This is a genomic window from Streptomyces sp. NPDC012794 (genome assembly GCF_042901085.1).
Classification (GTDB): Bacteria; Actinomycetota; Actinomycetes; order Streptomycetales; family Streptomycetaceae; genus Streptomyces.
This window is the reverse complement of record NZ_JBIBCI010000003.1, coordinates 125,801-140,695: the sequence shown is the minus strand read 5'-3', so window position 1 is coordinate 140,695 and position 14,895 is coordinate 125,801. Positions and strand designations below refer to the sequence as shown.

Genomic DNA, 14,895 nt, shown 5'->3' with positions numbered 1-14,895 from the left:
CTCCTGAGGAGGCAAATACCCATGCGCGGAGCAACGAGCGCCAAGTGGGTCGCGGGTGCCGTGATCGTGGCCATGGCCGCGACGGCCTGCAGCACCGGTAGCAACGACGCCGGGGGCAAGGGCGGCAACATCACGGTTGTGCTCGGCGAGCCGCAGCACGAGCTGGTGGGTCAGAACACCGCCGAGTCCGAGGGCGCCGAGGTCCTCAACGCGCTCTTCGACGGTCTGGTCGACTACGACACCAAGACCAACGAGCCGAAGCTCGACGCGGCCGAGTCCATCGAGACCACGGACTCGAAGACCTGGACCATCAAGGTCAAGCAGGGCCGCACCTTCCACAACGGTGAGAAGGTCGACGCGCAGTCCTTCGTCCGTGCCTGGAACTGGGGCGCCAACCAGGAGAACGCGGCCGAGGGCCTCCCGTTCTTCTCCAAGATCGAGGGCTCCGACGAGCTCGCGCCGGGCAAGGGCAAGAAGCCCACCGCCAAGGAGCTCAAGGGCCTCAAGGTCGTTGACGAGAACACCTTCACCGTCACGCTGAAGGAGCCGTTCTCCCAGTTCAAGACCATGCTGGGCTACAACGCCTTCTACCCGCTGCCGAAGGCCTTCGAGACCACCGACCTGAAGAAGTTCGGTGACAACCCGATCGGCAACGGCCCCTTCCAGATGGACGGCGCCTGGGAGCACAACAAGCAGATCAAGGTCAAGCGCTTCGAGAAGTACCCGGCCGAGGGCCGCGCGAAGCTCGCGGGCGTCACCTTCAAGATCTACGACAACATGGACACGGCGTACAACGACCTGCGCGCCGACAACATCCAGATCGTCGACAAGCTCCCGATCTCCGCGATGGCCACCGTCTCCCAGGAGTTCGGCGACCGCTACATCTACAAGCCCGAGTCGGCCGTCGGCTACCTCGGCCTCCCGCTCGAGACGAACCCCGAGGCGTTCGGCAAGCTGGAGATCCGTCAGGCCATCTCCATGGCCATCGACCGGGACACGCTGACGAAGACCATCTTCAACGGCACCCGCAAGCCGGCCGACGACTTCATCAGCCCCATCATCCCGGGCTACCGCAAGGGCGCGCTGGGCGAGTTCGGCCAGTACAACCCGACCAAGGCCAAGGAGCTCTTCGACAAGGCCGGCGGTGTCCCCGGCAACAAGATCGAGCTCGGCTACAACGCCGACGGCGGCCACAAGGAGTGGATCGAGGCCGTCGCCAACCAGCTGAAGGCGAACCTCGGCATCGAGGTCACCGCCAAGCCGTACGCCAAGTTCGGTGACATGCTGGACGACCTCCAGGCGTCGAAGTACAAGGGCGCGTTCCGCATGGCGTGGTCCATGGACTACCCGGCGGCGGAGAACTACCTGCGTCCGGTCTTCTCGAAGGTCGCGATCGAGCAGGGCTCCAACTACGGCCACTACCGTAACGACGAGTTCGAGAAGGTCATGGCGGAGGCCGACAAGGCCACCGATGCGGCCGAGGGTCTGAAGCTGTACCAGAAGGCCGATGACATCGTCATCCGCGACCTTCCGTACATCCCGGTGTTCACGTACATGTCCTCCGCGGCCTACTCCAAGTCCGTGAAGAACGTCGAGGTCGACGCCCAGGGCCGCATGGACCTGGCCAACGTCGAGCGCAACTAACACCCCTCGTCACTTAGGGGATTTCCGGGGGGCGGGCATACGGAATCAGGTTTCCGTATGCCCGCCCTTTCCCCCTGTTCTTTGCTGGAGGTCTGATGGGCCGCTACCTCATCCGCCGACTCATACAGGCGATCCCTGTTCTGATCGGCGCCACGTTCCTGATCTACCTGCTGACCTTCGCCATGCCCGGCGCTGACCCGATTCAGCTCCTCGCCGGCGAGAAGAAGGCAGACCCCATCGTCGCCGCGATGCTGCGCGAGAAGTACCACCTCGACGACCCGTTCCTGCTGCAGTACTGGAACTACATCACCGGTGTGTTCCAGGGTGACCTCGGCGAGACCCTGACCGGGCGCAAGGTCATCGACATGATCGGCGAGGCGTTCCCGTACACGGTGAACCTCGCGATCTTCGCCTTCGTCATCGAGGCCATCGTCGGTGTCGCGGCCGGCATCATGGCCGCCCTGCGCCGCGGCAAGTTCCTCGACCAGCTGGTCCTCATCTCCACCCTGATGGTCATCTCGATCCCCGTCTTCGTGACCGGTTTCGTCCTCCAGCTGACCCTCGGCGTCCAGCTGAAGAACAGCTGGGACATCGAGCTCTTCTCCGTCTCCTTCAACGAGAACGACGGGCTCAAGGCCTACCTCCTCCCGGCCTGGGTGCTCGCGTCCACCTCGCTGGCGTACGTCGCCCGACTGACCCGCACCAGCCTGATGGAGACCATGCGCGCGGACTACGTGCGCACCGCCACGGCCAAGGGCCTGCCCCGCCGCCGCGTCGTGGTCAACCACGCGCTGCGCAACGCGCTGATCCCGATCGTCACCTTCCTCGGCGCCGACCTCGGCTCCCTCATGGGCGGTGCGGTCATCACCGAGCGCATCTTCAACATGCACGGACTCGGCGGCCTGCTCGCCCAGTCCGTCTACCTCAAGCAGGGTGCCGTCGTCGTGGGTGGTGTGACCCTCCTGGTCCTCATCTACCTCGTCGCCAACCTCCTTGTGGACCTGCTGTACGCCGTGCTCGACCCGAGGATCCGCTATGCGTGACACGAATACGGTGGAGGACTCGATGACCGACACCCAGACCGCCGCGTCCGCCTCCGGTGGCACGCCGGCCGGCAAGGTCCAGGGCAAGAAGAAGAAGGACCGCGAGGCCAGCCTCTGGTCCGACGCCATCGACGACCTGCGCCGCAACCCGATCTTCATCATCGGCGGCGCCCTCGTGGTGTTCCTGCTGATCGTGGCCGCCGTGCCGCAGCTGTTCACCGACGGCACCCCGTTCGACGCGGGCGCCTGCAAACTGGAGGACTCGCTCAAGACCCCGAGCGCCGCCCACTGGTTCGGCTATGACATCCAGGGCTGCGACGTCTACACGCGTACCGTGTGGGCCGCCCGCAACTCCGTGATCGTCGGCGTCGTCACCACCTCGCTCGTACTGATCGTCGGCGGTGCCCTCGGTCTGATCGCCGGCTGGGTCGGCGGCGTCGTGGACAGCTTCCTGTCCCGCTTCACGGAGATCTTCTTCGCGATCCCGCTGCTGCTCGGCGGAATGCTGATCATGTCGGCGCTCCCGGGCAACGCCTGGACCGTCTCCCTGGTGCTCGCGATCCTCGGCTGGCCGCAGATCTTCCGCATCATGCGGTCCTCGGTGCTGCAGAACAAGAACAACGACTACGTCGTGGCCGCCCGCGCCCTGGGCGCCGGCACCATGCGCATCACGATCCGCCACATCCTGCCGAACGCCGTCGCCCCCGTCATCGTGGTCGGCGCGATCAGCCTGGGTGTGTACATCTCGGCCGAGGCGGCGCTGTCCTACCTCGGTATCGGTGTCCAGCCCCCGGAGATCTCCTGGGGCCTGATGGTCAGCGACGCCTCCGTCCGCTGGCTCCAGGCACCGCACGTGCTGCTGTTCCCGTCGATCGCGCTGAGCATCACGGTGCTCGCATTCATCATGGTCGGCGACGCGGTACGCGACGCCCTCGACCCGAAGCTGCGCTGAGGAAGGGCGTACGTTGACCACCATCGACAAGACCTCGAACGTCCCCGCGCCCCGTTCGGCGCCGGAGGGGACCCCCCTGCTCGAAGTGCGCGACCTGCACGTCGAGTTCCACACCCGCGACGGAGTCGCCAAGGCCGTCAACGGTGTCTCGTACTCCGTGGACGCCGGCGAGACCCTCGCCGTGCTCGGCGAGTCCGGCTCGGGCAAGTCCGTGACGGCGCAGGCCATCATGGGCATCCTCGACATGCCGCCCGGCAAGATCCCCTCGGGTGAGATCCTCTTCCAGGGCCAGGACCTGCTGAAGCTCCCGGCCGAGGAGTTCCGCAAGGTCCGCGGCTCGAAGATCGCGATGATCTTCCAGGACGCGCTCTCCTCGCTGAACCCGGTGCACACCGTCGGTGCCCAGCTCGGCGAGATGTTCCGGGTCCACCGGGGCATGTCCAAGAAGGACTCCCTCGCCAAGGCCGTCGAGCTCATGGACCGGGTGAAGATCCCCGCCGCCAAGGCGCGCGTGGGCGACTACCCGCACCAGTTCTCCGGCGGTATGCGCCAGCGCATCATGATCGCGATGGCGATGGCCCTGGAGCCGGACCTGATCATCGCCGACGAGCCGACCACGGCCCTCGACGTGACGGTCCAGGCGCAGGTGATGGACCTGCTCGCGGAGCTCCAGCGCGAGATGAACATGGGCCTGATCCTGATCACCCACGACCTCGGCGTCGTCGCCGACGTGGCCGACAAGATCGCCGTCATGTACGGCGGCCGGATCGTCGAGACCGCCCCGGTCCACGAGATCTACAGCCGCCCGGCACACCCGTACACCCGCGGCCTGCTCGACTCGATCCCGCGCCTGGACCAGAAGGGCCAGGAGCTCTACGCGATCAAGGGCCTGCCGCCCAACCTGCTCAACATCCCCCCGGGCTGCGCCTTCAACCCGCGCTGCCCCAAGGCGCAGGACGTCTGCCGCACCGACGTACCGGTCCTGCACCAGGTGACCGAGCAGGACGGCACCGAGCTGCCCGGCCGCGGCAGCGCGTGCCACTTCTGGAAGGAGCAGATCCATGGCTGACCTCACCAAGGACCGGGGCGAGCCGATCCTCCAGGTGCGCAACCTGGTCAAGCACTTCCCGCTGACCCAGGGCATCCTCTTCAAGAAGCAGATCGGCGCGGTCAAGGCCGTCGACGGCGTCTCCTTCGACCTCTACCGGGGCGAGACCCTCGGCATCGTCGGCGAGTCCGGCTGTGGCAAGTCCACCGTCGCCAAGCTGCTGATGAGCCTGGAGAAGGCCACCGCCGGCGAGGTCTTCTACAAGGGCCAGGACATCACCAAGCTGTCCGGCGCCGCCCTGAAGGCGGTCCGCCGCAACATCCAGATGGTGTTCCAGGACCCGTACACCTCGCTGAACCCGCGCATGACGGTCGGCGACATCATCGGCGAGCCGTTCGAGATCCACCCCGAGGTGGCTCCGAAGGGCGACCGGCGCCGCAAGGTCCAGGAGCTCCTGGACGTGGTGGGCCTGAACCCGGAGTACATCAACCGCTACCCGCACCAGTTCTCCGGCGGCCAGCGCCAGCGCATCGGCATCGCCCGCGGCCTCGCGCTGAACCCGGAGATCATCATCTGCGACGAGCCGGTCTCCGCGCTCGACGTGTCGGTGCAGGCGCAGGTCATCAACCTGATGGGCAAGCTCCAGGACGAGTTCGACCTCTCCTACGTGTTCATCGCGCACGACCTGTCCATCGTCCGGCACATCTCGGACCGCGTGGGCGTCATGTACCTGGGCAAGATGGCCGAGATCGGCACCGACGCCGAGATCTACGAGCACCCCACCCACCCGTACACCCAGGCCCTGCTGTCCGCCGTGCCGGTGCCGGACCCGGACGCCCGTGAGGGCCGCGAGCGGATCATCCTCACCGGTGACGTCCCCTCCCCGGCCAACCCGCCCTCGGGCTGCCGCTTCCGCACCCGCTGCTGGAAGGCCGAGGAGAAGTGCGCCACGGAGGAGCCGCTGCTGGCGATCCCGACGCGCTTCGTGGGCTCCGCCAGCCCGGCCGCGCACGAGTCCGCCTGTCACTTCGCGGAGGAGAAGGCCGTCCTGGCCGTCTGACCCCCGCGAGGCGTACGCGTACCCGGGCGCCCGGGACGGAGCAGCAGCTCCGTCCCGGGCGCCCCGGCGTTTCCCGCCCGCACCGCCCCCGGCCCCGCCCGGCCCCGCACCGCCCGCCCCGTACCCGGGGCCCGAAGTCCGTTGCGGCCGCGCCCCCGCGCCGCCGACAGTGGGCGGATGACCGACACGCTGACCGTCCGCCCGGCCGGGCCCGGGGACGCCGCCGACATCTGCGCACTGCTCAACGCCGTCGACGTCATCGAGATCGGCAGACCCGAGACCGGCCTGGGCTCCGTCGAGGCCGACCTCAACCACCCAGAGGTGGACCTCGCCACCGACTCCTGGCTCGCCTTCCAGCGCGGCCGGCTCGTCGCGTACGCCCTCGTCTGGGCCGACTCCGGACCCGGCCGGATCGACGGCGACCACTACGTCCTGCCCGGCCACGGCGAAGCCGCCCTGCGCCTGCTGCGGCGGATGGAGGACAGGGCCCGGAAGATGGCCTCCGGCGCCGGCGCCGCGGCCCGCCTTCGCATCCAGCTCAACGTCCGGCCCACCCTCGACCTCACCCTCCTCACCGGCCGCGGCTACCGCGGCGTCCGGCGCCACCAGGTGATGACCCGCCGGCTCTCGCCCACCGCGGACCTCCCGCCCGCCCCGCCCGAGGGCCTCGTCCTGCGCGACTGCGCCGCCGACGAGGCCGACCGCCGCCGCGCCCACGCCCTCGTGGAGGAGACCTTCGCCGCCCACTTCGGGCACGCGCACCGCCCGTACGAGGCCTGGCTCGACCACATCGACGGCCGCGCCCTGGACTGGTCGCTGGTGTGGATCGCGAGCCTGTCCGGCAAGGGCGACGCGGCCGTCCTCGTCACCCGCGACGACCGCACCAGCATGGCCTGGGTCAGCCACCTCGGCGTACGCGAGGACCTGCGCGGCCGCGGCATCGGCGCCCACCTCCTGCGCCACGGCTTCGCCGCCTACGCCGCCCGTGGCCGCCGCACCCTGGGCCTCGGCGTGGACACCCTCAACGAGACCGGCGCCCTCGCGCTGTACGAGGCGCACGGCATGGGCCTGCACTACGCGGTCGACACCTGGGAGCTCCCGTTGCACTCGCAGGGGTGACAGGCGGGGGACGCGAGGGTGCAATCGGTCCAACGGGGCGTGCGCGAGGGCTCACATGGGGTGACATTGCCCCTAGTGAGTCCCGGTACCCCTAGGAGGCAGTCCATGCGCGGAGCCACCCACGCCAAGTGGGCCGCATGTGCGGTGGCCGTCGCCCTCGCGGCGACGGCCTGCGGCGGCGGGAGCGACAGCGGCGGTGGCGGCGGCGCGGACGGCATCGTCAGCTCCTCCTGGGGCGACCCGCAGAACCCGCTGGAGCCCGCCAACACCAACGAGGTGCAGGGCGGCAAGGTGCTCGACATGCTCTTCCGGGGCCTCAAGCGCTACGACGCCAAGACCGGCGAGGCCAGGAACATGGTCGCCGAGAAGATCGAGACCGCCGACGGCCAGAACTTCACGATCACCCTGAAGGACGGCTGGAAGTTCAGCAACGACGAGCCGGTCACCGCCCAGTCCTTCGTCGACGCCTGGAACTACGCGGCGGACGTCCGCAACAAGCAGAACAACGCGCCCTTCTTCGCCGACATCGTCGGCTACGCCGACGTGCACCCCGCCGGCGGCGAACCCAAGGCCAAGACCATGTCCGGCCTGGTCGTCAAGGACGCCAAGACCTTCACCGTCGCCCTGAAGTCCAAGTTCTCCACCTGGCCCGAAACCCTCGGCTACCAGGCCTTCTCCCCGCTCCCCAAGGTCTTCTTCACCGAGCACACCGCCTGGCTGGACAAGCCCGTCGGCAACGGCCCCTACACGGTGGACTCGTACACCAAGGGCACCGGCATGAAGCTGCGCAAGTGGGAGGGCTACCCCGGGGAGGACAAGGCGCAGAACGGCGGCGTGGACCTCAAGGTCTACACCGACAACAACACCGCCTACACGGACCTGATCTCCGGCAACCTCGACCTCGTCGACGACGTCCCGGCGCAGCAGCTGAAGAACGTCAAGAACGACCTCGGGGACCGCTACATCAACCAGCCGGCCCTCATCATCCAGACCCTCACCTTCCCCCTGTACGACCCACAGTGGGGCAAGGAGGGCATGGAGAAGGTCCGCCGGGGCATCTCGATGGCGATCAACCGCGAGGAGATCACCCAGCAGATCTTCCGCGAGACCCGCACCCCGGCCAAGGACTGGACCTCCCCGGCCCTCGGCGACAAGGGCGGCTTCACGTCCACCCTCTGCGGCGACGCCTGTACGTACGACCCCGCCCAGGCCAAGAAGCTCATCCAGGAGGGCGGCGGCCTGCCCGGCGGCAAGATGACCCTCACCTCGAACGTGGACACCGGCTCGCACCGCGACTGGATGGACGCCGTCTGCAACAGCGTCAACAACGCCCTCGGCGAGGGTCCGGTCTGCACCGTCAACCCCATCGGCACCTTCGCCGACTTCCGCAACCAGCAGAGCTCCTACAAGCTCACCGGCCCCTTCCGCTCCGGCTGGCAGGCCGACTACCCGCTGATCCAGAACTTCCTCCAGCCGCTGTACTACACGGGCGCCTCCTCCAACTACGGCAAGTTCAGCAACCCGGACTTCGACCGGCTCGTCGACCAGGCCAACCAGGAGACCGACGCCGCCAAGGCCATCGGCTCCTTCCAGGACGCGGAGAAGATCCTCGCCGAACAGATGCCGTCGATCCCCCTCTGGTACCAGAACGGCAGCGCCGGGCACTCCGAGCGGATCTCCGACGTCGCCCTGAACCAGTTCAGCGTCCCGGTCTACAACGAGATCAAGGTCAGCTGACCACTCCGACGGATCGATCCTGGAGCAGTCCATGGGACGTTACGTGATCCGGCGGCTGCTCCAGATGATCCCCGTGTTCATCGGCAGCACCTTCCTGATCTTCATCATGGTCTACGCGCTCGGCGACCCGGTCGCGGCCCTCTTCGGGGACAAGGCGCCCGACCCCGCCACGGCCGCGCGGATCCGCAAGGACCTGTACCTCGACCGCCCGCTGTGGGAGCAGTACGTCCACTACATGGGGCAGATCTTCAAGGGCGACTTCGGCACGGCCTTCAACGGCCAGCGGGTCACCGAGCTGATGGCCACCGCCTTCCCCGTCACCCTGCGCCTGACCCTGGTCGCCATCGCCATCGAGATCCTCGTCGGCATCACCCTCGGCGTGGTCAGCGGACTGCGCCGGGGCAGGGCCGTCGACACGTCCCTGCTGGTGCTCACCCTCGTCGTCATCTCCGTGCCCACCTTCGTCACCGGCTACCTGCTCCAGTTCCTCTTCGGCGTCACCTGGGGCTGGGTACGCCCCACCGTCTCCCCGGACGCCCCCTTCGCCGAGCTGATCCTGCCCGGCGTCGTCCTCGCCCTGGTCTCCCTCGCGTACGTCACCCGGCTCTCGCGGACCTCCATCGCCGAGAACGTCAAGGCCGACTACGTCCGCACCGCCGTCGCCAAGGGCCTGCCGCGCCGCCGGGTCATCACCCGCCACCTGCTGCGCAACTCCCTGATCCCGGTGGTCACCTTCATCGGCACCGACATCGGCGCCCTGATGGGCGGCGCCATCGTCACCGAGCGGATCTTCAACATCCACGGCGTCGGCTACCAGCTCTACCAGGGCATCCTGCGCAACAACTCGCCCACCGTGGTCGGCTTCGTCACCATCCTCGTCATCGTCTTCCTGGTGGCGAACCTGCTCGTCGACCTGCTCTACGCGGTCCTGGACCCGAGGATCCGTTATGCCTGAGCCCGAGAGCCCCGAAGGCCCCGGCGGTCCCGGAGGCTACGACCCGGTGGGCCCTCGCCCCCGCGAGGCGATGTCACCCACCGGCCAGGGCGGGGCCATGGACCTGGCCCTCCAGGAGGCCGAGAGCGTGGAAGGCGTCACCAAGGGGTCCGGACCGGCCGGCCCCGCCGGCCCCCGGGAGAAGGCCCGCTCCCTGTGGTCCGACGCCTGGCACCAGCTGCGCCGCAACCCCGTCTTCATCGTCTCGGCGCTGCTCATCCTCTTCCTCGTCGCCATCGCCCTGTGGCCCCAGCTCATCGCGAGCGGCGACCCCCTCCAGTGCGACCTGTCCAAATCGCAGCAGGGCTCCGCCCCCGGGCACCCCTTCGGGTACGACACCCAGGGCTGCGACGTCTACACCCGCACCGTCCACGGCGCCCGCGCCTCCATCACCGTCGGCGTCTGCGCGACCGTCGGCGCCGCCCTGCTGGGATCCGTACTCGGCGGACTCGCCGGCTTCTTCGGCGGCTGGGGCGACGCCCTGCTCTCCCGGGTCGCCGACGTCTTCTTCGGGATCCCCGTCGTCCTCGGCGGCCTGGTCTTCCTGTCCGTGGTCACCAGCACCACCGTGTGGCCCGTCGTCGGCTTCATCGTGCTGCTCGGCTGGCCGCAGCTCGCCCGCATCGCCCGCGGATCGGTCATCACCGCCAAGCAGAACGATTACGTCCAGGCCGCCCGGGCCCTCGGCGCCGGCAACGCCCGCATGCTGCTGCGCCACGTCGCCCCCAACGCCGTCGCCCCCGTCATCGTCGTCGCGACCATCGCGCTGGGCACCTACATCGCCCTCGAGGCCACCCTGTCCTTCCTCGGCGTGGGCCTGCGCCCGCCCACCGTCTCCTGGGGCATCGACATCTCCAACGCCGCCACCCAGATCCGCAACGCCCCGCACATGCTGCTCTGGCCGGCGGCGGCCCTGAGCCTGACCGTGCTCGCCTTCATCATGCTCGGCGACGCGGTGCGCGACGCCCTCGACCCCAAGCTGCGCTAGGGAGTGAGCCGCCAGATGCTGCTCGAAGTCCGCGACCTCCACGTGGAGTTCACCACGCGCGACGGAGTCGCCAAGGCCGTCAACGGGGTGAACTACTCGGTGGACGAGGGCGAGACCCTCGCCGTGCTCGGCGAGTCCGGCTCGGGCAAGTCGGTCACCGCCCAGGCCGTGATGGGGATCCTCGACGTCCCGCCGGGCCGGATCGCGGGCGGCGAGATCCTCTTCAAGGGCAAGGACCTCCTGAGGATGAAGGAGGAGGAGCGCCGCCGGATCCGCGGCGCCGACATGGCGATGATCTTCCAGGACGCCCTGTCCTCCCTCAACCCCGTCCTCAGCGTCGGCGCCCAGCTCGGCGAGATGTTCGAGGTCCACCGCGGGACGTCCCGCAAGGACGCCCGCGCCAAGGCCGTGGAACTGATGGACCGGGTCAGGATCCCGGCCGCGAAACAGCGGGTGGGCGACTACCCGCACCAGTTCTCCGGCGGTATGCGCCAGCGCATCATGATCGCGATGGCGCTCGCCCTGGAACCCTCCCTGATCATCGCCGACGAGCCGACCACGGCCCTCGACGTCACCGTCCAGGCCCAGGTCATGGACCTGCTCGCCGAGCTCCAGCGCGAGATGAACATGGGCCTGATCCTGATCACCCACGACCTCGGCGTCGTCGCCGACGTGGCCGACAAGATCGCCGTCATGTACGCGGGCCGGATCGTCGAGGCGGCCCCCGTCCACGAGATCTACCGGGCCCCCGCCCACCCCTACACCCGGGGCCTGCTCGACTCGATCCCGCGCCTGGACCAGAAGGGCCAGGAGCTCTACGCCATCAAGGGCCTGCCGCCGAACCTGCTGGCCATCCCGCCCGGCTGCGCCTTCAACCCGCGCTGCCCGATGGCCCGGCCCGTCTGCCGGACCGAGGTCCCGCCGCTCGCGGAGGTCGCCCCCGAGCGGGCCAGCGCCTGCTTCTTCTGGAAGGAGTGCCTCGGTGCCTGAGCCCATCCTGGAGGTCCGCGACCTGGTCAAGCACTACCCGCTGACCCGGGGCATCCTCTTCAAGAAGCAGGTCGGCGCGGTCAAGGCCGTCGACGGGGTCTCCTTCGCCCTCGCCCCGGGGGAGACCCTGGGCATCGTCGGCGAATCCGGCTGCGGGAAGTCCACCGTCGCCCGGATGCTCGTCAACCTGGAACGCCCCACAGCCGGCGCGATCTCGTACAAGGGCGAGGACATCACCAAGCTCTCGGGCCGCGCCCTGAAGGCGGTCCGCCGCAACATCCAGATGGTGTTCCAAGACCCGTACACCTCGCTGAACCCGCGCATGACGGTCGGCGACATCATCGGCGAGCCGTACGAGATCCACCCCGAGGTGGCTCCGAAGGGCGACCGGCGCCGCAAGGTCCAGGAGCTACTGGACGTGGTGGGCCTGAACCCGGAGTACATCAACCGCTACCCGCACCAGTTCTCCGGCGGCCAGCGCCAGCGCATCGGCATCGCCCGCGGCCTCGCGCTCCGGCCGGAGGTCATCGTCGCGGACGAGCCGGTGTCCGCCCTCGACGTCTCCGTCCAGGCGCAGGTCATCAACCTGCTGGCGCGCCTCCAGGACGAGTTCGGCCTCTCGTACGTCTTCATCGCGCACGACCTCTCGATCGTCCGGCACATCTCCGACCGGGTCGGGGTCATGTACCTGGGCCGCGTCGTCGAGATCGGCACCGACACCGAGATCTACGACCACCCCACCCACCCCTACACCCAGGCGCTGCTGTCCGCCGTGCCCGTGCCCGACCCGCAGGCCCGCGCCCACCGGGAGCGGATCATCCTCTCCGGCGACGTGCCCTCCCCGGCCAATCCGCCCTCGGGCTGCCCCTTCCGCACCCGCTGCTGGAAGGCCGAAACCCGCTGTGCGACGGAGGTCCCGCCGCTGGCCGTCCCCGAGGCGTTCCCCGGGGGTCCGGCCGCCCACCCCTCGGCCTGCCACTTCGCGGCCGAGAAGCAGGTGGTACCGGCTCCCGGCGAACTCCCGCCCCCGCCGGCCCCGCTGACGGGACAGTAGCCGCCGCCACCGGCGCCGACCCGGGGCCGGGCCGGCCGCCGGGTCCGCCGGGCGGCTCGCTCCGGCTGGAAGCGAGCGGTCGGGATGTCCGGTGAGCGATGATTTCCAGCCACCCCGCGCGGGGAGGTCCGCCCGGGCCGTACGGGTGCCAACCGGTTTAACGCGGAGGCAACTTGACCGTTTCTGCCCCGAGATCTGAGGCGTGCAGTCTGGGCCACGTACGGCCGTGCGGGTGCCGACAGCCGGCCGGGAGGGCGTGCAGCCCTCCCGGCCGGTCCCCGTGTGCCCCCGCCGTGCGCGGCATGCGCCCCTCGTGCTGCCGGAATTCGATCGATGCGCTGGTACGGATAGTTATGATCCGTAGCGCACGGTGGGTATGAATGCGCCGAGCACGAGTACGCATACCGATGTCCGCTCGACGTGGAGGTGAAACGCCGTGGCACTCTCGATCTCGGCCGTGGTGCTGCTGGCGATCGTCGTCTTCCTGCTGGTCCGGAAGTCGGGTCTGAAGGCGGGGCACGCGTTCGTCTGCGTACTGCTCGGGTTCTACCTGGCGAGTTCCACGGTCGCGCCGACCCTCAGCCAGCTGACGTCCAACGTGGCCAGCATGATCAGTGGCCTCAAGCTGTAGGCGGTGCTCGTAGGCTGGGGGCCATGAACGGTCTTCCCGCCCGTCGTCTGCTCCTCGTGCACGCGCACCCGGACGACGAGTCGATCAACAACGGCGTCACCATGGCCAAGTACGCGGCCGAGGGTGCCCACGTCACGCTGGTGACCTGCACCCTCGGCGAGGAGGGCGAGGTCATCCCCGCGGACCTGGCCCACCTGGCGCCGGACCGCGACGACGCCCTCGGCCCCTTCCGGGCCGGCGAGCTCGCCGCCGCCATGAAGGAACTCGGGGTCGCCGACCACCGCTTCCTCGGCGGCGCGGGCCGCTTCCGGGACTCCGGGATGATGGGCGCCCCGCAGAACGACCGCCCCGGCTCCTTCTGGTCGGCCGGCCTGGACGAGGCCGCCGGGTACCTGGTGGAGGTGATCCGGGAGCTGCGCCCGCAGGTCCTGGTCACCTACGACCCCGACGGCGGCTACGGCCACCCCGACCACATCCAGGCCCACCGGGTCGCCATGCGCGGCGCGGAACTGGCCGCCGACGCCGCGTACCGCCCCGGGCTCGGCGCCGCGCACGCCATCGCGAAGGTCTACTGGAACCGCGTACCGGTCTCGGTGGTCGAGGCGGGCTTCGAGCGGCTGCGCGCCGCGGGCACCGCGTTCCCGGGCATCGCGACCCCCGGGGACGTGCCCGGGGTGGTCCCCGACGAGCGGATCACCGCCGAGATCGGCGACGAGGGCGACGCCACCGTCCTGGTGGCGGCGAAGGCGGCCGCCATGCGGGCCCACCTCACCCAGATCGCGGTGGACGGCCCCTTCTTCGCGCTCTCCAACGACCTGGGACAGCCGCTGTTCGCCCGGGAGTACTACGAGTTGGCCGCCGGCCGCTCCGGCGCGCCGGCCGGCGAACGCGAGCGGGACCTCTTCGCGGGGGTGGAGGCGTGACCACCGCGCTGACCCCGGGGCGCGTCGCCGCCCTGCTCGGCCTGCTCGTCGCGGGCGCGCTCACCGGCGCGGCCGGCTGGCTCGTGGTCGACCTGTGGTTCCCGTCCGGCCTGCTGCTGGCGCTGCTCGCCCTCTGCGGGGTGTTCCTCGCGGGCCGGATCGCCGTCGGCGCGGGACCCGGCGTGGGCGCGGGCGCGGCCGGATGGTTCCTCTCCTACGTCGTCCTCAGCCTCCCCCGCCCCGAAGGGGACTTCCTGCTCGGTTCCTCCGGGATCGGCATGTACGCATACCTTTTGGGCGGAAGTGCCGCCGCTGTGATCTGCGCCACGATGCGCGGCTCCGCGCAGGGGCCGGATCCGGCCGCCAAGTCCCGCGGATAACGGGGCCCGGAACACCCGCACCCGCCGATCGGGGACGTGTTGCGGGGGTTTGACGGGCCCTCGCCCGGGGGCGTGCGGAAGCAGAAGAGGAACCCGGGATTCCTGCCCGACAGTTGCGCACGGGCGGCGGCCAGTATGGTGGACGGGCCGCCGAGCTGCCCGCGCACGGAATGACGGGCGGCGGAGCCAACCGGGAGAACCTGCCTTGAGTCGTGAAACCGACAGTTCGTCCCCCGGGCCCCAAGGGCACGGTGGAGCCGCCTACCCCTCGGGTACGCCGCCGTATGGAACCGGCCAGTATCCGTCCGTGCCACCCGGTCCCGGCGCCGCGA

General features: G+C 69.5%; 14 protein-coding genes. All 14 read left to right on the top strand.

The genetic code is table 11. The features are described from left to right. Positions 1–21: 21 nt before the first annotated feature. Positions 22–1,644, top strand: a complete 1,623-nt coding sequence (locus ACFY7H_RS06705) for an ABC transporter substrate-binding protein (protein ID WP_388934094.1) — start codon at positions 22–24, stop codon at positions 1,642–1,644. 95 nt (positions 1,645–1,739) lie between these two features. Next, complete coding sequence (locus tag ACFY7H_RS06700) at positions 1,740–2,687, top strand: ABC transporter permease (protein ID WP_388934092.1); 948 nt, start codon at positions 1,740–1,742, stop codon at positions 2,685–2,687. After that, positions 2,680–3,639 carry an ABC transporter permease gene (locus tag ACFY7H_RS06695; RefSeq protein WP_388934089.1) on the top strand — a complete coding sequence of 320 codons (960 nt, stop codon included), beginning with the start codon at positions 2,680–2,682 and terminating at the stop codon, positions 3,637–3,639. Before ACFY7H_RS06700 ends, ACFY7H_RS06695 begins: the two co-directional genes overlap by 8 nt. A gap of 13 nt (positions 3,640–3,652) precedes the next feature. After that, positions 3,653–4,708 (top strand): ABC transporter ATP-binding protein, encoded by a 1,056-nt coding sequence (locus tag ACFY7H_RS06690; protein WP_388934086.1) that lies wholly within the window; start codon positions 3,653–3,655, stop codon positions 4,706–4,708. Beyond that, on the top strand, positions 4,701–5,747 hold the full coding sequence (locus ACFY7H_RS06685; protein ID WP_388934083.1) for an ABC transporter ATP-binding protein: 1,047 nt from the start codon (positions 4,701–4,703) through the stop codon (positions 5,745–5,747). Before ACFY7H_RS06690 ends, ACFY7H_RS06685 begins: the two co-directional genes overlap by 8 nt. Positions 5,748–5,924: 177 nt before the next feature. Next, entirely contained in the window at positions 5,925–6,866 is a 942-nt protein-coding gene (locus ACFY7H_RS06680) for a GNAT family N-acetyltransferase (RefSeq protein WP_388934081.1), read from the top strand. Positions 6,867–6,971: 105 nt separating this feature from the next. After that, positions 6,972–8,603, top strand: a complete 1,632-nt coding sequence (locus ACFY7H_RS06675) for an ABC transporter substrate-binding protein (protein ID WP_388934078.1) — start codon at positions 6,972–6,974, stop codon at positions 8,601–8,603. Positions 8,604–8,634: 31 nt separating this feature from the next. Further along, entirely contained in the window at positions 8,635–9,558 is a 924-nt protein-coding gene (locus ACFY7H_RS06670; RefSeq protein ID WP_388934075.1) for an ABC transporter permease, read from the top strand. Further along, entirely contained in the window at positions 9,551–10,585 is a 1,035-nt protein-coding gene (locus ACFY7H_RS06665) for an ABC transporter permease (RefSeq protein ID WP_388934072.1), read from the top strand. The genes ACFY7H_RS06670 and ACFY7H_RS06665 overlap by 8 nt, the downstream gene beginning before the upstream one ends. Positions 10,586–10,600: 15 nt before the next feature. Beyond that, positions 10,601–11,575: an ABC transporter ATP-binding protein gene (locus ACFY7H_RS06660; protein ID WP_388934069.1), complete on the top strand. Its 975-nt coding sequence runs from the start codon at positions 10,601–10,603 to the stop codon at positions 11,573–11,575. Beyond that, on the top strand, positions 11,568–12,629 hold the full coding sequence (locus ACFY7H_RS06655; RefSeq protein WP_388934067.1) for an ABC transporter ATP-binding protein: 1,062 nt from the start codon (positions 11,568–11,570) through the stop codon (positions 12,627–12,629). Before ACFY7H_RS06660 ends, ACFY7H_RS06655 begins: the two co-directional genes overlap by 8 nt. A gap of 436 nt (positions 12,630–13,065) precedes the next feature. Beyond that, a complete protein-coding gene (locus ACFY7H_RS06650) occupies positions 13,066–13,260 on the top strand; it encodes a hypothetical protein (protein ID WP_007266329.1) in 195 nt (64 codons plus the stop codon). Positions 13,261–13,283: 23 nt separating this feature from the next. Continuing rightward, on the top strand, positions 13,284–14,183 hold the full coding sequence (gene mshB / locus ACFY7H_RS06645; protein ID WP_388934063.1) for an N-acetyl-1-D-myo-inositol-2-amino-2-deoxy-alpha-D-glucopyranoside deacetylase: 900 nt from the start codon (positions 13,284–13,286) through the stop codon (positions 14,181–14,183). Next, the gene (locus ACFY7H_RS06640) at positions 14,180–14,563 is read left to right on the top strand and encodes a DUF6113 family protein (RefSeq protein WP_388934061.1); all 384 of its coding nucleotides are present in this window, start codon (positions 14,180–14,182) and stop codon (positions 14,561–14,563) included. Before mshB ends, ACFY7H_RS06640 begins: the two co-directional genes overlap by 4 nt. Positions 14,564–14,895: the final 332 nt, after the last annotated feature.